Annotated in this window: 15 protein-coding genes; 5 read left to right on the top strand and 10 right to left on the bottom strand. The window is 54.9% G+C overall.

Translation table 11 applies throughout. From position 1 onward, the window contains the following. The first annotated feature begins 256 nt into the window (after window positions 1-256). The 4 genes from endA to pheT are packed head-to-tail and all read left to right on the top strand — an operon-like array spanning window position 257 to window position 5,674. The gene (gene endA / locus WBL42_RS02805) at window positions 257-1,267 is read left to right on the top strand and encodes a tRNA-intron lyase (protein ID WP_424719747.1); all 1,011 of its coding nucleotides are present in this window, start codon (window positions 257-259) and stop codon (window positions 1,265-1,267) included. A gap of 8 nt (window positions 1,268-1,275) precedes the next feature. After that, window positions 1,276-2,532, top strand: coding sequence for a tryptophan--tRNA ligase (locus tag WBL42_RS02800; protein ID WP_424719746.1), 1,257 nt, complete (start codon window positions 1,276-1,278; stop codon window positions 2,530-2,532). A gap of 2 nt (window positions 2,533-2,534) precedes the next feature. Then, window positions 2,535-4,043 (top strand): phenylalanine--tRNA ligase subunit alpha, encoded by a 1,509-nt coding sequence (locus tag WBL42_RS02795; protein WP_424719745.1) that lies wholly within the window; start codon window positions 2,535-2,537, stop codon window positions 4,041-4,043. A gap of 2 nt (window positions 4,044-4,045) precedes the next feature. Next, window positions 4,046-5,674 (top strand): phenylalanine--tRNA ligase subunit beta, encoded by a 1,629-nt coding sequence (pheT, locus tag WBL42_RS02790; protein ID WP_424719744.1) that lies wholly within the window; start codon window positions 4,046-4,048, stop codon window positions 5,672-5,674. On the opposite strand, the gene hisF is transcribed toward pheT, so the two are convergent. Further along, complete coding sequence (gene hisF, locus WBL42_RS02785; protein WP_424719743.1) at window positions 5,643-6,449, bottom strand: imidazole glycerol phosphate synthase subunit HisF; 807 nt, start codon at window positions 6,447-6,449, stop codon at window positions 5,643-5,645. The genes pheT and hisF overlap by 32 nt on opposite strands. Window positions 6,450-6,645: 196 nt before the next feature. On the opposite strand from hisF, the gene WBL42_RS02780 reads away from it, so the two are divergent. Next, on the top strand, window positions 6,646-7,872 hold the full coding sequence (locus WBL42_RS02780; protein WP_424719742.1) for an adenosylhomocysteinase: 1,227 nt from the start codon (window positions 6,646-6,648) through the stop codon (window positions 7,870-7,872). 172 nt (window positions 7,873-8,044) lie between these two features. On the opposite strand, the gene WBL42_RS02775 is transcribed toward WBL42_RS02780, so the two are convergent. The 9 genes from WBL42_RS02775 to WBL42_RS02735 form a co-directional block, all read right to left on the bottom strand. Beyond that, window positions 8,045-9,433: a dihydrolipoyl dehydrogenase family protein gene (locus tag WBL42_RS02775; protein ID WP_424719741.1), complete on the bottom strand. Its 1,389-nt coding sequence runs from the start codon at window positions 9,431-9,433 to the stop codon at window positions 8,045-8,047. Window positions 9,434-9,543: 110 nt separating this feature from the next. Next, the gene (locus WBL42_RS02770; protein ID WP_424719740.1) at window positions 9,544-9,783 is read right to left on the bottom strand and encodes a winged helix-turn-helix transcriptional regulator; all 240 of its coding nucleotides are present in this window, start codon (window positions 9,781-9,783) and stop codon (window positions 9,544-9,546) included. 25 nt (window positions 9,784-9,808) lie between these two features. Further along, window positions 9,809-10,159, bottom strand: coding sequence for a hypothetical protein (locus WBL42_RS02765; protein ID WP_424719739.1), 351 nt, complete (start codon window positions 10,157-10,159; stop codon window positions 9,809-9,811). A 32-nt stretch (window positions 10,160-10,191) separates the two neighbouring features. Next, complete coding sequence (locus WBL42_RS02760; protein ID WP_424719738.1) at window positions 10,192-10,980, bottom strand: family 1 encapsulin nanocompartment shell protein; 789 nt, start codon at window positions 10,978-10,980, stop codon at window positions 10,192-10,194. 12 nt (window positions 10,981-10,992) lie between these two features. Then, the gene (locus tag WBL42_RS02755; protein ID WP_424719737.1) at window positions 10,993-11,310 is read right to left on the bottom strand and encodes a ferritin family protein; all 318 of its coding nucleotides are present in this window, start codon (window positions 11,308-11,310) and stop codon (window positions 10,993-10,995) included. A gap of 100 nt (window positions 11,311-11,410) precedes the next feature. After that, window positions 11,411-12,028: a superoxide dismutase gene (locus WBL42_RS02750; RefSeq protein ID WP_424719736.1), complete on the bottom strand. Its 618-nt coding sequence runs from the start codon at window positions 12,026-12,028 to the stop codon at window positions 11,411-11,413. Between the two features lie 671 nt (window positions 12,029-12,699). Further along, window positions 12,700-12,978, bottom strand: coding sequence for an Hsp20/alpha crystallin family protein (locus WBL42_RS02745; protein WP_424719735.1), 279 nt, complete (start codon window positions 12,976-12,978; stop codon window positions 12,700-12,702). A 339-nt stretch (window positions 12,979-13,317) separates the two neighbouring features. Then, entirely contained in the window at window positions 13,318-14,658 is a 1,341-nt protein-coding gene (locus WBL42_RS02740) for a response regulator (RefSeq protein ID WP_424719734.1), read from the bottom strand. A gap of 5 nt (window positions 14,659-14,663) precedes the next feature. Then, window positions 14,664-18,359, bottom strand: coding sequence for a PAS domain S-box protein (locus WBL42_RS02735; RefSeq protein ID WP_424719733.1), 3,696 nt, complete (start codon window positions 18,357-18,359; stop codon window positions 14,664-14,666). Window positions 18,360-18,395: the final 36 nt, after the last annotated feature.

The raw sequence follows: 18,395 nt of genomic DNA, 5'->3' as shown, positions 1-18,395 counted from the left end.
TTCCGGTGTTGGGTGATCGATGTACCTATAGTATTACCCAAATATCCCGGAATGAAGTCATCCTCGGGGACGTGCAATTAAGCATACTTATGAGATACAATCTGACTATACAAATTTGATTCAACCCCTCTTAATGCCATTGTCCGGAAAAATTGTGATACATAAGGATTTCGCTGAGGAATGGTCAGCCGCACGCAATGATCGCATTCCCATGCTCCCGCGCCCTTATAACCCTCCGGAAACAATAGATCCGGCAGTGAAGGCAGTATTTGACGGCATGGTGATCCGTGTGGAAAAGGACGGGCGCCCGCTCTACGAGCAGAGCGGGTATGGCCGGCCGGAGGCGGACGGTCTCCGGCTCTCCCCGCAGGAGGCGCTCTATCTCCTCCTCCGCCAGAAGATCGAGGTGGATGGATACACGTTCGACACGCTCTTTGCCGAATTTGCCGACCAGCGGAATTTCATGCGGAGTTTTCTTGTGTACCGCGACCTGCGGGAACGTGGCTACGTGGTCCAGACCGGCCCGCACGATTTCCGGGTCTTCCGCAGGGGGGAGAAACCCGGTACCGGCGAGTCGTTGTACCTCGTGCGGGTACTCTCCGAGCGGGACCCGATCCATTTCGGGAAACTGATCGAGGAGGTCGTCGCCTCCCGGAACATGCGCAAGCAGTATGTCCTTGCCGTAGTGGATGATGAGGAGGAGCTCACCTACTACGAGATCAAGCTCCAGAAACTGGCGGATGCCTGCAATGAGGTCACGCCAATCTCGTGCCACGATGCGATGCTGACCGGGAAATCGGCTATGGTGCGGGTGCCAGCCCACTCCGACCTTGAACAGGCAGGTTACGGGAAACGCCTCGACCCGGAGCGCCTGATGCTTTCGCCGGTCGAACTCCTCTATCTCATGGGCCGGGAACATATCGTGCTGATGAAAGGAAATTGTGTGATCAGCCCGGGGGACTTCCTTACACTTGCGAGCGAGACTGACCGGGAACTGACCGGGAAACATGCGGTCTACACGGAACTCCGTGACCATAAGTTCACCCCGCGGACCGGTTACAAGTTCGGCCACCACTTCCGGGTCTACAGCGGCACAAATGTCCACTCCGACCTGCTCGTCCACGCCGTTGAGAAGGAAGCGACACTCCCCATGAGCCTGATCTCGCGCTCCGTGCGGATGGCACACAGCGTCAAAAAGAAGATGTTGTTTGGCGCCGTACATTCATCCGGAATCCAGTTCGTGGAATTCGCACGGATCAAGCTGTGAGCAAAATCATGCAGGAACCGCAGATCAACCCCTGGTCAAGCACGCCGTCCCTTGATATCGCAAAAACCTTTGCCGAGTTTGGGATCGACCCGATAGCCCCGGTCATCCCGGAACTTCCGGAAGTACCGTATTTTATGCGGCGGGGTATCGTGGTCGGCCACCGCGACTACGGCCAGATCGCACAGGCAATAAAACACAAAACCCCGTTCCATATCCTCACCGGGTTCATGCCGAGCGGCCATCCGCACCTCGGCCACCTCATGGTCATGAAGGAGGTGGTCTGGCACGTGCAGCAAGGCGGCAACGGCTATATCACGATCGCCGACCGGGAAGCCTATGCGGTCCGCGGCCTCTCGTGGGAGAAGTGCAACGAGTTCGGGAAGGAATACCTCTCCTGTCTCTATGCACTGGGGTTCGAGGGCAAGACCTATTTCCAGAGCAGGAACGACCGGCTCAAGGACCTTGCCTTTGAAGCTGCTACCAAGGTGAACTTCTCGGAGCTCTCGGCCATCTATGGGTTCGGCCCCGATACCGACCTTGCCCACGCGGACAGCGTGATCACGCAGGTCGCGGATATCCTCTACCCGCAGATTGATCGCGAACCGGCGCCGACTGTTGTGCCGGTCGGGGTAGACCAGGACCCGCACATCCGGCTCACCCGCGGTGTGGCCCACAAGATGCGGATGTTCACGGTCGAGGAACGCGACGGGTACATCAGCGTCCGGTCCAAGAATGCCCCCGATGCCGCTCTCGAAGCGGTCAAAAAAGCCTTCCCCCACGCGAAAAAATACGAAGGGCACGTCGATATCAACGAAGCCGGGTGCGCCGATGTCAAGGCAAAAGTGCGGGAGATCGAGAGGGCACAAGGAGGCTACGCGTTCTTTACCCCCTCGTCCACGTATCATATCTTCATGCCCGGTCTTACCGGTGGGAAGATGTCGAGCAGTATCCCGGAGAGCATTATCTCCTTTTACGAGCCTGAGACGGTGGTGCGCAAGAAGGTGATGAGCGGGATCACCGGTGGGAGGATGACGCTTGAAGAGCAGAAGCGCCTTGGCGGCGAGCCGGACAAGTGCTCTCTCTATCTCCTCAATCTCTTCCACATGGTGACGGATGATGCGGAGCTTGTGGAGATCCGGAGAAAGTGCACGGCCGGCGAGATCACCTGTGGCCAGTGCAAGAAGGATACCGCGGAACGGGTTGTCGCGTTCCTGAAAAATTTCCGCGAAAAGATGGACGCTTGCGCAGACAAAATCACGGTGTGACGATGGCAGAACTGACCCAGAACGAGAAACGGTTGCTTGCAGTGCTGGAAAAGGAGAAGAAGGCCGATGCCCCGCATCTCGCTGATCTGCTGGATGCTACACAGGAAGCGGTGGTGCAGTGGGCGCATCTTGCAGAGGACAAGGGACTTGCTACCGTTGAGCGGATTGTATCGAAGGAGTTCGTGTACACGGATGAGGGAAGGGCATACCTGAAGGACGGGCTTCCCGAGAGCCAGCTCCTGCGGTTCATTAACCCGGGGACAACGCTTGCCGATCTCCAGAAACACGAGGCGTTTAAGATCGGTTTTGGCCAGCTTCGGAAGAAGGGGCTCGTGAAGATTGAGGGAACCTTGGTTGAAAAAGTCCTACATATTACCGAAAACGGGACAGTAGGGGATTCGAATCTCAAACGCGGAAAGGATTACGAGCCCTTAGGTTCCTCCATCGATTTGGATGAATCCGCTCTCAGAAATCCGTCAGCAAATAACCCGAAGACAAAGGAGCTGATCAAGCGCGGGATCCTGCAGGAGTCCGAGACCGTCCGGTACGTCATCGCAATCACGCCCGAAGGGTTTGCGCTCGCAAAGAAAGGCCTCGACCTCTGCGAAGAGACCGGCACTCTCACCCGCGAACAGATCCTCTCCGGCTCATGGAAGACGGCGAACCTCAGGAAGTACGATGTCACAAAGCTCCCGAAGAAGGCGTACCCCGGCAAGATCCACCCGTACCAGCGGATCATCGCCGAGATGCGGGAGATCCTCCTCGAGATGGGGTTCGAGGAACTCTATGGCGGGATCGTCCAGCAGTCGTTCTGGAACTTCGACGCCCTCTTCCAGCCGCAGGACCACCCGGCCCGCGAGATGCAGGACACCTTCTACCTCCGGGAGACCCTCCCGCTCCCGCCGGGGTACGAGAAGGTGAAGGCGATGCATATCTCCGGCGGCGAGACCTCGTCGACCGGCTGGGGCGGGGTCTGGAAGGAAGAGAAGGCCGAGCAGTGCGTGCTCCGCACCCACACGACAAGCGTCTCTATCCAGCACCTGGCCCGGAACCCGAACCCGCCCGTCAAGGCCTTCTGCATCGGCAGGGTCTACAGACGCGAGACTATCGACACCACGCACCTCGCTGAGTTCGAGCAGCTCGAAGGGATCGTGATGGACGAGGGTGTCACGTTCGGGAACCTGCTCGGGATCCTCCGCGAGTTCTATCACCGGATCGGGTTCGAGGGTGTACGGTTCAAACCCTCCTACTATCCCTATACCGAGCCGAGCCTCGATGCCGAAGTGTATGTCGAAGGCATCGGCTGGATTGAGATGGGGGGCGCCGGAGTCTTCCGCGAGGAGGTTACGGCCCCGCTCGGGATCAATTACCCGGTCCTGGCATGGGGCCTCGGCGTGAGCAGGATCGCAATGCTCCGTCTTGGGCTCAAGGATCTTCGCTACCTGCACAAGAGCGACGTGGCGTTCCTCCGCGAGACGCCTTCCCTGCGCCCGAGCAAGGGAGGTATCTGAACATGGCAGTCATCACCCTCCCCTACAAATACCTCGAACGCCTCACCCGCACCGACCGGAAGACGATCCTCGACAAGGTTGCCCTCATCGGTTCGGACGTGGAGCGGATCGAGGAGGACCACGCAGACGTGGAGTTCTTCCCGGACCGTCCCGACCTCTTCAGCCCCGAGGGCGTGGCCCGCGCGATGCGGGGCTATCTCGGGATCGAGACCGGCCTGCCCACGTACCCGGTCAAGCCGTCCGGAATAAAATTCACCATCGATCCCCAGCTTGCAAACATCCGCCCCGTGCTCGGTGCCGCAGTCATCCGCGGCGTCTCGTTCGACGACGAGTCGATCCAGAGCATCATGTCCCTGCAGGAGTCGCTTCACTGGGCTGTCGGCAGGGGCAGGAGCAAGGTGGCGATCGGCATCCACGATATGGACACGGTAAGGCCGCCGTTCCATTACATTGCCTCCCGGCCGAGCCGGGGCTTCATTCCCCTCGACTTCAAGGAGAAGATGACTATGGCGGAGATCCTCGAGAAGCACCCGAAGGGAAGGGACTACGCGAAGATCGTTAAGGACTTCCCGCTCTACCCGCTGATCGTGGACGATGATGACCACGTTCTTTCCTTCCCGCCCATCATCAACGGTGAGCGGACCCGTGTGACCATCGACACGAAGAGTATCCTCCTCGATACGACCGGTACCGACAAGCGGGCGGTCGGCGTTGCGGTCAATATCATCTGCACGGCGATGGCCGAGGCAGGTGCGAATATCGAAAGCGTGGAGATCGGCGGAGTTCAGACCCCGACACTTGCGCCCGCGGAACGGACTGTGAGCGTTATGGAGTGCTCCCGGCTTCTCGGTATCGACCTGACTGCAGCCACGATGGCAGACCTCCTCCGGAAGATGCGCTTTGGTGCCGAGCCGGTGGGTGTGGGAAAGGTCAGGGCGCAGGTGCCGTGCTACCGGGCCGATATCATGCACGACTGGGACCTTTTCGAGGACGTGGCAATTGCCTATGGCTACGACAAGATCCAGGACCTGCCGCCAAAGACATTCACGGTGGGAAAACCTCACCCCGTGCAGGTCAACGCGGTTCTTGCCCGCGAGGCTTTCTGCGGCCTCGGGTACCTTGAGGTGATGCCGTTCACGCTGACCAGCGAGGACGTACTCTACAAGAGGATGCAGCGGCCGGGACGCCCGGGCGTCCTCCATGTCATGCACCCAATCAGCATCGAGAACACGGTGGTCAGGACCGAGCTCCTCCCCCTGCTCCTCGAATTCCTCACCCTTAACCGGCACCGTGAGCTGCCGCAGCGCCTCTTCACCGTCGGTGACGTAGTGGATTCCTGCCACACCTACCAGCAGGCATCCGGGGTCAGCACCCATCCCGAAGCGGACTTCTCGGAAGCGTATGCATCGGCCGACGCAGTGCTCCACGAGTTGTCCGTCGATTATACCGTGAAAGAGTCCGCTGACCCGGCGTTCATCGAAGGACGTCGGGGCGATATCATCGTGACCGGAAAAAAGATTGGGGTCTTTGGCGAGATCCATCCTGCCGTGCTGACCGCGTTTGAACTCGAACACCCCGTGGCGGTGTTCGAGTTCGATCTCAGAGCCGTACCGGGATATCCCGTCCTCTGAGATACTCTTTTACATCCCTGACCGTGAACTCCCCGTAGTGGAAGACGCTTGCGGCGAGGCAGGCATCCGCCTTTCCTTTTGTGAAACCATCATAGAAATGGGCAAGGGTGCCGACACCCCCGCTTGCGATAACGGGAATCCCGGCAGCGTCCGAGATCGCAGACGTAACCGCGATGTCGAACCCATTCTTTGTGCCGTCGGTCTCCATACTGGTGAGGAGAATCTCACCGGCACCTCGTTCCTCCGCTTCCTGTGCCCAGGCTACCGCGTCGATGCCGGTCGGCTTGCTCCCGCCGTAGATAACTACCTCGTACCAGCAGGTATTCCCGTTTTCGAGGGTGACGGGAATCGCCTTCGCGTTTGGGGTAAAATTACGGCGGACGTCCATAGCAACTACGATACATTGCGTGCCGAATGCCTCCGCACCCTTTGTGATCAGGGTTGGATCGTGGACCGCGCTCGTGTTAAGGCTCACCTTGTCGGCACCGGCCCGGAGGATCTGCTGGATGTCCTCAAGCGACCTGAGCCCTCCTCCGACAGTAAGGGGCAGGAAGAGCTGGTCGGCCGCCCGCTGGATAAGCTCAATAATGATGCCCCTCTTCTCTTTGGAGGCTGTGATATCGAGGAAGACGACTTCGTCGGCGCCCTGCTCGTTGTACCGCCCGGCAAGTTCCACCGGGTCGCCGGCATCCCGGAGCCCGAGGAAGTTGGTCCCCTTCACCACCCTGCCGTCCTTGAGATCCAGGCAGGGAATGATCCGTCTCGTCAGTACCATTCGTACAACCTGTGCAGGCAAGACACATCTATATTTCTACAGATCTTCCTCGCCGGGGAAATGGAGGAAAAATTCCCGCGGTACCCCACTAATTTCCCCGGTTCTTGGGAGTTTTTATGTAACTTGGGGTGCGTACTGGTAGGGTAGATACTACCGGACCGGGCCTGTCGCAGGTTTCTGTCCACGAGGATGTTTCATGAGTACCGGAAAACTGAAGATCGAGTGGGCCGCGCAGTATATGCCGGTCATTGCCGCCATAAAAAAACAGTTTGCCAGGGAGAAACCTTTTGCCGGCATGACGATCGGCATGGCGCTCCATGTAGAGGCAAAAACCGCAAACCTCGTATCCACTCTTGCCGCAGGAGGGGCGGAGGTGCACATCACCGGGTGCAACCCGCTCTCCACGCAGGATGATGTGGCAGAGGCCCTGAACCATGTGAAAAATGTCCACTGCTATGCGAAGCGGGCCTGCACAGTAGAGGAATACTATGCCGCTATTGACAAGGTCCTCGATGCAAAACCGGTTATCACTATCGATGACGGGATGGACCTCATCCACTATATCCACACAAAGAGGCGCGACCTGCTCAAGACAGTGATCGGCGGCTGCGAAGAGACAACAACCGGAATCCACCGGCTCCGGGCAATGGAGGCCGAAGGAAAACTCGAGTTCCCGGTTGTTGCGGTAAATGATACCCCCATGAAACACTTCTTTGACAATGTCCATGGGACCGGGGAGAGTGTCCTCTCCTCGATCATGATCACCACCAATACCCTCATTGCTGGGAAATATATCGTTGTTGCAGGCTACGGTTACTGCGGAAGGGGACTTGCACGGAAAGCCCACGGCCTTGGCGCAAAAGTCGTTGTCACCGAAATTGACCCGCGCCGGGCGCTCGAAGCGCACATGGACGGGTTTATGGTCATGACGATGGAGCAGGCGGCAGCCATCGGTGACATCTTCATTACTACCACGGGCAACACGGGCATCATAGCCGGGAAGCACTTCAAAAAACTGAAAGAGGGTGCGATCCTCTCCAATGCCGGTCATTTCAACGTGGAAATCGATATCGACTGGCTCCAGAAACATGCCGACAAGATCATCAAACGCGACGGTATCGACACCTACATAATCAGAGGTAGGGCAGTTCATGTCCTTGCCGAGGGACGGCTCGTGAACCTTGCAACCCCGAAGGGCATGGGTCACCCGATTGAAGTGATGGATTTAAGTTTTGCACTCCAGGCACTCTGCACGCAGTACATTGCAAAGAGCGGTAAGAAACTGAAGGCCGGCGTCCATGAAGTGCCTAATGAGATCGATGAAGACGTGGCAAATCTCAAACTCTCTTCGCTCGGGCTCTCCATCGACAAGCTGACAAAAGAGCAGCAGAAATACAGCTGCAGCTGGGATATCGGTACATAACTAACTAACAGACCGGGTTTTTTTTTGACGGTTTATCCCCGGCTAATGTGGGAAACCGGCCTGGCTCCTTATCAGAAAAATCCATTTTATCTATCTGAACACATCCGGGAGTATTATCTGTATAAACGGGGCGATGTGGAGGTGGTTCAACCGGTTGCTCTGTTTTTTTCCTTTAATCCGAACAAGTCCCGCCAGTGTTTTTCCGGAACTGTCGGGCACACAGAGAGATTGCTTCGCCGGTGGTTGGGAAAATGTGGTACATATCCGCGAGGTCATTGACCGGCAGGTGCCGTATCACTGCGAGAACCGATGCCTGGAGGATCTCCGTTGCAAGAGGGGAACAGGCATGCACACCCAGTACGCACCCATCTGCCTTACTGACTACAATCTTCACCACCCCCCGGGTATCTCCTATCATGAAGGATCTGGCCAATGTGTCCATGCGGAGGGTCCGTGTTTCCGGATTCAGGCCGGCTGTCCGGGCCTGCGCTTCGGTAAGTCCCACACCGGCAACCTGCGGCATGGTGTAGATTCCATGGGGGATGAATGAGCGGTTGAAGGAACGCTTCAGTTCCTGGAAGGCGTTCATAGCGGCGATCTCCCCGGCATACCGTGCAGAGGTCTCAAGCATCGGCTCCCCGGTGACATCCCCGGCAGCCCAGATCGATGGCGCAGACGTTCTCAGGGACGCATCCACGAGTACGGCGCCTTTTGGGCCGGTCTTCACCCCGGCCCGATCGAGCCGCAGGCCTTTGGTATTCGGTGAGCGGCCGGTGGCAAGGAGCAGCCGCTCTGAGGAGAAGACCTGCAACGTTCCTCCGATGGTAACCGTAACTGCCACTCCTTCCGCGGTCTTCTCCACGCCACGGATCTCCGCACCGGTCCGGATATCGATCCCCTCGTCCCTGAGGTAGCCGGCGAGGAGATCGGCAAGCTCCGGCTCTTCTTCGGGAATGATACGTGCGCTCCTCTGCAGGAGCGTGACTTTTGTCCCAAGGTGGGAGTACAACTGGGCAAACTCTAGTCCCAGCGCCCTACCCCCGATAACGATGAGAGAATCAGGTATGCGTTCCGGGTTCAGTGCTTCAACGTTTGTCATGAACGGGACTGAATGGATCCCTGGTACCGGTGGGACCTGTGGGGATGAACCGGTGGCAATAATGATCCGGTCCGCTGTCACTTTCCGGTTGCCAACCTGTAGTCCGGTTGAAGAGAGAAACTCTGCACTGCCTTCGATAATCTCGATGTTGAGATCCGTGATTATCCGGTCCGTTTTCTTCTGTTTCAGCCGTCCGATCAGGGCATCTTTTTCGGCAAGAGCCACGTACAGATTGAAACGGCTGTCTGTCCTGATACCGGCATGGCCATGGTTTTTGTAATAGTAGTACTCCGCAAGGGTGAGCAGGAATTTGCTTGGGATACACCCGTTATTCACGCAGGTGCCCCAGAGGGGTCCCTGCTCCACGATCGCTACACTGGATGCTCCCTGGTGAACCGCTGTCGTAGCAGCAGTTGCCCCGGCGGCACCGCTTCCGATCACTACCATATCATATGCAGCCATGCAATCCTTCCGTCCTTTATTTTGATACTGCATCAGGGCAGTACCGCGGGCCTGTCAACTCTGGGAAACCATGATAAGCCTGCTCCCGGGTAATCCTTTACTGGTTTTACTCAGCTGTCCGCGATCCCGGTCTCCTGCAATGGGATCATCCGGTACTGATATATGATCTGGCGCATGTCCTGCATGTTCATCTTCTCTATAAGGAGTTTCTTTTCCTTGAGTTTTTTCAGAGCGTAGCGTATCGTCCTTGGGGAAAAGTGAGATTTTTTCACGATATCCTTATGGGTCATTGCTCCTTCCGTACCGAGGATCTCGAGCACGATTTTTGATGACTGAGGTAACGGATTCATAATCCTCCATGTTTTTTTAAAGAGTTCAGCCGCAGCTGCTCCCGCAAGCTTCCTCCTCTCCTGCATCTGCCGCATTCTTATCGGAAAGAATACTGGCAAGTGCTTTTTTTACGAAATCGTCAAACGATTCCATCTTTCCCCAGGATTCCACCAGGTATGCGTCAGATATAGCGGGGTCCGGCAGGATCAGGACATTGCCGTCCTGGTTTGGCCCGGACACGTATTTTTTTCCCTTGTGCAGGTGGTGGAGTTCTTCCTCATGGCTCTTAGGGATCCGTGCATGGATGATCCAGTAGGTCAATGCATCGGTGGCATCGACGTAAACTTCGTAATCCCGCTCGAATTTTTTTAAGAGTTCCGTTGTTGATTCCTTCATGGTCTCACCTGTTCCTGCATGCACCCTCTGTATCAGGTGAGCACGCAGATTGCCTCCGGCACCCGGATGAGCAGCGCAAGGCTCTCGGAGATGCTGAATTCCAGCGAATCCCCTGCCGGGCCGTTATACCCAATGCTCATGTCCTGCCCGATTACGAGCGAACTGTACTGGCGGCCGGAGGCGAGCAGGACGCCGCCTTTTTTCAGGACCGGTGCCTTGACCACATTCCCGCCGATGATCGAACCTACGTGGTCGAGTTCGGTGCCATCTCCCTGGGGGTACCGGCGCAGGAGGAGGTTGTACTGGGCCGGGGCAAGCGCCATGCAATAGGGGCCGTGGAGCCCGGCATCGTCCAGCAGGGTAACGGCATTGATCACCTGGTCAGCTGCTGTACCGACCTTGTCCCATTTTGTCAGAGAAAGAGAAGATGAGCCTTCTGCCCCCAGCAGCCCGGGCACGTCCAGGATACCGTTGAAGATGATGTCATCCTCCTTTGCTGCACACGCCATCGCAGCGCAGGCGACCGGGTCCGAGTCCAGGACCAGCCGGTCCCGCTCCACTGCTGCAAGGTCCCGTTTGTTGAGGAAAAATGTAGTGGATACCAGATTCACCGGTATAAACGGGCTGCCCGAGATCCCGTCGGCGACCTCGCAGTCGCTGAGGGGGATCACCTTGAGCCCGAATCCGAACGGGCCATCGATACTGATTAACCGTCGTCCCGAAAGCTGGCTCTTTGCCGCTTCAATCATAGTGGTATCGAGCAGTTTCCAGGTTTCGGTGCTTACAGGGGCGTCTTCGCGCCCCAGGTAGGTCTTTTCCATGTCTCTCATCTCCTAGGAGGATTTTAACGATCCGATGGTGGTCTCACCCGCGTCCTGCGGGGATTTTTGTTCAGGCAGTGCCAGCGATGCTGCAATGGCGTCGACTTCGAGGCCTCCTTTCCTGAGGTGATCGTCCTCATCGCCCGTCAGGATAGAGATGAGACGGGCAAATTCACCTGCATGCACTCGCTCTTCATTCGCGATATCAATCAGTACCGCTTTTGCAAGGGGATTATCCGTTGCATCGGCATGGGAAAAGTAGGTATGCACGGCCTCGTGTTCGGCGGCCAGGTCAAGGCGCAGGGCCCGGACCAGTTCTTCAATACTCATTCTTCGTTCCGGTATCATTCCGGTAAAAGGGTTTACAAATTCCGGCATTTCATTCACGTTCCCTCATTTGGTTTTTATGCAGGTCCCGGTCCTGCAATTCTCATTTCTTCAGGTTGTCGAACCGTTGTGCGACCTCATCCCAGTTCACGATGTTCCAGAATGCGTCGACAAATTTTGCCCTGTCATTCCGGTAGTCAACGTAATAGGCATGCTCCCACACGTCGAGGACCATAAGTATATCGAAACCGGGGAATACGTTCGTATTGTGTTTTTCTATCTGTACTATGAGCGGCCGCCCGGTCTTCCGGCAGAACGTCAGGGCTGCCCAACCGGAGCCCTCGGCACTTGCCGCTGCCTGGGTGAACTCTTTTTTGAACCGGTCGAATTTTGAAAATTCACCATTGATTGCCTTGGCCAGTTCTCCTTTCGGAACCCCGCCTCCTCCCTTTCCCGCAGGAGCAAGGTTCTCCCAGAACAGGTTGTGGAGCTTGAAACCGCCGATATGGAACGATAGTTCCTTGAGGGTGGCTTTCATATCGAGATCGGCATTTTCCTTGCGCGCCTTGTCCAGTTTTTCAAATACAGCATTTGCGCCGTTTACGTATGCCTGGTGGTGTTTCTGGTGGTGAAGCTTAAGTTGCTCTTCAGAAATATGAGGTGCCAGGGCAGTGTATTCGTACGGCAGTTTCGGCAATGAATAAAATCTGCTTTCTTCCATGTTTCTCTCCTGGGAATTAAGGGAGCTGCCGGTTTACGGCAGGTTTCTCACCTGTTTGGAACTGCACAATGTATGGGTATAGGTTCTTTCCTAAAAGTCAAACTATGAGACAAATTTTGAAACGATGACAAAATGTCAACGGGATCAGGAAGCGGACCTGACCTTGGCCTCATCGACAGCTGCCGTATACGTGGATTACGGTACTTATTCAAAGAACGGGTACCGCGCCGATCAGTCCCGTGACGCTGTTTTGTTGCCAGTCTCATCTGTAACTGCCTTCCTGCAGCGGGAGAATTTTCCCGTACTGCAGGTTAATCACAGTGCGGATATTTCCAGTAATGCCGGATAAAACCCGCATATATACAGTTCACCACCGTGCAGTGATGACAGCCCTGCGCAGAACATTCCGTCCCGTATATGTCGAATGCAATCCACGAATCCACCATGAAGTCATGCCTGCCGCGACAAAATGTTCGCCAGATCGTATCCAGATCCTCTCCTGCCATGAAGAGTCCTTCAGAGTTTTCCAGAAGGGGAATTAAGTCACACCCACGCGAAGTATTTTCATAGGTATCTTATAACATCCTTCAAAAAATACAAACTTTGAAACAAATTCTGAACCATTGTGCGGGGAACCTTCAAAAGTACCCATTATTGGTACGATTGCAGTCTTACAACGGTCGTTCGAGTATAATTTCCAGGATTCCGTCACGGAACTTTTTTTTGCTTATCTGTGAGCCATCGGGAACCGTAATTTTCCGCATCACCTTCTCGGTCCGTACCAAAGCAGATATGATAAGCTGCGTCCTTTCCAGATCGATCCGGATATCCTCTTCCGGAACCCCGTGCAGCTGGCTGATAATACAGATCGACCTCCCGTTTTCAGAGATGCCGGTTGGCGGAATGATCACGGTTTTTTCATTCTTTCGCTTTTTTCTTGTGGTACCCATACTGTTCCCTCGCCGTCACGAATAAAAACCGTGGCCTGGTGTTTACCGGTTGCCAGAATTTCCCCGATACCTTAATTCAGATAACTTCTCCCAAGATTACGACAAATGCTGGATGGGTACATCCACAGTCTGTTGTTCCAACCGTCATGCGGAGCACTGAACCCACACGGCATCCCCTTGACTACTTCATCAGAAATAGGTATGCCGATATTGCAGTAATTGTTTCATTATTTAGAACGTTATGGTGCATACGATTCCCTACATTTCACCAGTGAATGCAGACGTTTTAAGAAACCAACTGCGACTTGAACTGATCGCAGCTGTCAGGGCCCCCAACAATCATGCACTCTTATCCGGGACTACCGGTTCATCTCCGAGAATATGCTGGAAGACAAACTTGAATTCGTTTAACCGTTGCCGGATGTATTTTTTTCCTGTTTCTGTCGGAGAGTACAACTTTGATTTGCCGGACACTTTCATTTCCAGGTATCCTTTATCCTGGAGCTCGTAGAGGTATGTATAAATCCGGGCCTGGGGAATGAGAACCTTATACCGGTTATGGATCTCATGTACGATATCATACCCCGAGATCGGTTTTTCAAGTATCGAGAGGATCACCGGTTCAAGCATTTTTTTCACCACGTCGTCAAGTGTTGCCTGTGGGACAATAGTGAGTGACTCTGCCGGGAACGAGGGATGGGCAAAGGAAATGGTCGTATCCTTACCGGTCGAGACGATGATCTTTGTTATGCCCTCCGAGAGCATTCCGATGTGGTTATGATCGAGATCTGCCATATTCAGCGCGATAATACCTGTGATAGGGACCCCGGCTTCTTTTTTTGCAAGGATCAGGTTTTTTACAGCTATGATGTCAGCAAATTCTTCCGTATCGGAAAAATCAAAGAGAATCTGGAGACTGCCATGCGGGCTGGCTGGGGGGAGAGTTGCTATACACTTCTCAAGGATTCGGGGCAGGAAGAAAAGTTCTCCTTTTTTTACGCGCCGGGTAAACAACTCGCCGTTCCGTATCTCCTGCAGGAAATATTTCTGCAATACGGAACGGTGGTAGGCAAAGAATAACCGTCCTCCTTTTTTTATCCCCGCTTCGATGGCGAATTTGAATATCGGATCCTTCACAGACGCATCCGCGTACAGGAAGAGGACAATATCGGAAAAGATATCCTTTAAAAGGACCGTTTTTATCTCAGGCAGGTTCAGATACTCAGCTTCCGACACCTTCGCGGCACCGGGAGTTGTTCCGGGGGGCATCCGGGCCCGGGCTGCGTCCGCGATTTTTTTCATCTCCAGTTCTGCGGCTTTGCGGAACAGGGCTACCTCAATAGCAGCTTTTATTTCCAGTTCATTGAAGGGTTTCACGATATAGCCGTACGGCCGTACCTGCTTTGCCTTCTCGATGATCGCGTCATCCGCGTACGAAGTGACAAAGACCACCGGGATGTCCAGTTCGCCGATAATGACCTGCGCCGCCTCAATCCCGTTCAGCCTTCCGGGCATGACAATATCCATAAGGATCAGATCCGGAGAAAGCCGGCGTGCCTTCTCGATCGCATCCTCACCGGAAGCCGCCATACCCACAACGGTATACCCCATCGCATGCAGCCGTTCTTCGAGCTGCATGGTAATGATCGCCTCATCATCAACTACAAGAATCTTCGACATTGTCCTCATCTCTCCATCTGAATCGGGAACTCTACATTCACGACAGACCCCAGGTCTGTGCTCTCGATCAAAAGCGTTCCCCGCAACTGCTGCACCAGGCTCCGGATCAGTTTCAGCCCCAGGCTCGTGGCGCGGCTGATATCCACATCCTTCGGGATGCCGGTACCGTCATCCCGGATACTGATGCGGAAAATCCCCCCGTCCTGCCATGCAGAGACCGCAACGTTCCCTTTCCCGCGACCCCGAAAGGCATGTTTGAATGCATTCGACAGGGCCTCGTTGACCACCAGTGCACAGGGAATTGCCTGGTCTACCGGGAGATAGAGGTCCTTTGCATCCACCTGGCACGTGATCTCGGGGCCGGACCGGCCGTAGATGCTGGAGAGGTCTGCTGCCTGTTCCCGGATCTGGCCGCCTATATTGACTTTATCGAACTGTTTGCTCTCGTACAGCCGCGTATGGATCTGGGCCATGGTCTTGATCTTCATCATCATATCAGTCAGTATGCCGGCTGTTGCCGGATCGCCACTCCTCATCCGTGTCATGTCGAGCAATCCGGAAATGATCTGAAGATTATTTTTTACACGGTGGTGGATCTCCCGGATCAGGATCTCTTTCTCCGCCAGAGCGGCAACGATCTTCTCGTTGGCATATTTTGTATCGGTTACATTCTTAAAATAGCCTATAAGTCCATCGATCTCGCCGGCAGCATTCCGTTTCGGTACATAAGACCCGTCAAAGAAGTTCATCTCACCACGGGCGTTGACCAAAGGGATTTCGTTGTTCACCGCGGTACCGCTCTCCAGCACATGCCTCTTGATTTCTGTCAGGTTGTCCGCCTCTTCTCTGGGTAAGATATCATAATCGGTCTTCCCGATCATGTCCTGCTCCGTCAGGCCCATCTGGGGATTGATCACCTGGGTATACCGGAGATCACTGTCCTGTACCAATATGTGATCAGGAGTATTGGTAGCAATAATCCGGAATTTTTCAAGGCTCACGCGCAGGGCTTCTTCTGCCTGCCTGCGCTCGGTGATGTCGCGGTAACTCCAGACCCGGCCGACAATGATCTCCCCGATCTTCTGGGGCTTGGAATACCGCTCGAAGACCCTCCCGTCCGTAATGCTGACTGTGTCATAGCTCTCCCGTCCCGGGTGGGCATACAGTTCCTTTAACCGGGCGACAAACTCCCGCGGGTCCCCGATCAGCGGTGTCATGTAGGTGAGCGCCGTCTTCTCTCTTGCAGAGTCAAGCGTACGTTCCGGAATACTCCAGATCGCACAGAATGTCTTGTTGTAACCGGTGATGTTCCCGTCAGTGTCGACAACAAGAATACCGTCAGCGGTGGAATCAAGGGCAGCATTGAGCAGCGACGCGGTTTTTGTAGTGGTCTCTTCCGCAATTTTACGCTCCGTGATATCCTGTCCCTGGGCGATAGTGGAGGAGATTGTGATGCCGTCTGCATCGTGGATGTTCGCTGAATTCCAGAGAACGATCTTTGTCGCACCGGAGACATGCCGGATGGGGATTTCCACAGATTCCCACCGTTCACCAGTGCCTGTCTTCTGGATCAGTTCCATGGATTCATGGCGGGATTTTTCCGGAAAGAGAATGTCGAGAGGTTTCCCGAGGACTGAACCGGCAGCCATCCCCGTCAGGAATTCGAAGGCGTGATTGAATCGCTGGATTCTCAGGTCCTTGTCCCACACGATAATAGGGGCATTAGCATAATCAATCAGGCTCTCGAGGTACTGGCTTGTCCCGCGCAGGGTGTCCTCTACGTTCTTCCGCGCCATTGCCGTGGCCACGAGATCCGTTACTGCCCGCATCAGGTCCAATTCATCATCGGTGAAATGTGACTGATCACAGGTCCCAAAGGAGAGTGTACCGAGAGTGCGACCATGGTAGATTAGCGGGTAGCACGCATAGCCGGAGATGCCGAACGAACGGACCAGTCGGGTCTTTTCGTCATCTGTGGTGAGAATGTCGTGAACCACCATCCGCTCTCCGTCGCGGGCTACCCGTCCGCAGATTGCTTCGCCGAGGTTCATGTGTTCGATCCTGCTTGCCTCCTCATCCGTGATACCAGCATACGCGTTCAGCCGCATCCTTTCTCCACTCCCGTCGATGATGTAATTGAAGAATGTTTGGCAACGGAGGTACCGCATCACCCGTTCCCCTACGAGCTGGACAATATATTCGGGCATTTCAGAACTCAGGAGCAGCCGGGCAGATTCCGCGAGGATGTCCAGTTTGCCGCTCTCTTTTTTCAGTTTATCCTCTATCTGTCTTCGCTCGGTAATATTCTGGAACGTACCGATAACAAAGGATCGGGCCCCATCCGTTACCAGGTTCAGCCCCCTTAGCTCGGTCCAGACCTTCTTTCCTGTCCCGGTCGTTGCCAGGACCTCGAGGGTAAAAGGTTCCCCGGTGGAAAGGCAGGTCTCTATTCTGTTCCTGATGAGGGGTCGGTCTTCCGGTGAAAAATAGTTCAGGCTTTCGGTAAGGCCCGGCCGGTAATCCCGCGGAGCCTCGATGATATCGTAAATCCCCTCGGTCCACAGAAAGTAATCGAGATGTGGGTTCGCCTTCCAGCCGCCGAGCTTCGCAATTTTCTCTGTCTCCCTGAGGAACCGGTCGCTTTCCTGCTGGTTCCGCTCCGTTTCTGTGAGCGCATCAATATTCTGCCGCAGTTCTTCTTCAACGGCCATGAGTTCCTCATTGATTTCCCCCAGTTCTTCGTTCTTGTGTACGAGTGCCTGTTCTGCCTTGTCAAGGGTCTGGCCAATCTCTCCGGACAACTGCCCGACAATGGAAGCAGTAGCGATAATAAAAGTGACCATGCTCACCGAGACTACGAGGGCGTTGGGAATAATGTACCAGGACGAGATGATGTAAAAAAGAATATTTTCACAGAGAGTAATGGTAACCGTCAGCGTGACAAAATTCCGGAGCAGCATGGCCTTGATGGATGTTCCCCTGAAATGGCAGACCGGTGGTGTTGCCGGCCCTGCTGCAGCAATAAGCCCGGCCCCGACAAAGAATGCAGAAATGGCAGAGAGGGCTGCAATAGGAATAACCGGTATGGCAAAGATCAGCGGGTTCCCGTAGAAATAACTTAAAACCAACGTAAATCCTGCGAGGGTGATGATGATCCCTGCTACTACGGTACTTTCCCTCGCCCGGAGACACTGTGGAGAAAAAAATGCCGGGTCAACAGAAAAAAACAACCCGATTGCGGCAAGGATGATCAGCACAGCCGCCACCGGAGAGATCGGAGATGAGAGCGGTCCGAACAGCACAGACCCGGCGGCAACAGACCAGGATTCAACAAAAAAATGCCCACCCATAAGATTTGCGAGGATCACCATACATTCCGTGCCTGCGACGACGACAAGCGTTGCCCGCAAGATAAGAGACGGTGTCCGGCCCATCGTTTTTATTGAGCTATAGACAAGGATCGCACCAAAAAAAATCCATATGACTGCCGCACTCAGTGCCATAGTCTTGCAGCCCTGGCATACGCTGCTTATGAGGATAATACCGGAGATGTTCCCGATAATACCGGTAAGGCTCGTCAGTATAACGAGCAGACCGAAAACACAGGTGATTTTTTTGAACAGATCCGCCTCCGCCACCGCGCACGGTTCTGCCGCAGCCTGTGGTACGTCATCATTAGTGGATATTTCCGGTATGATCATTTCGTATCTTCCCAAAAAACAGGTATAGGATCCAGT

The organism is Methanoregula sp. (genome assembly GCF_049686655.1).
GTDB lineage: Archaea > Halobacteriota > Methanomicrobia > Methanomicrobiales > Methanospirillaceae > Methanoregula.
This window is presented reverse-complemented; position numbering and strand designations above follow the sequence as displayed.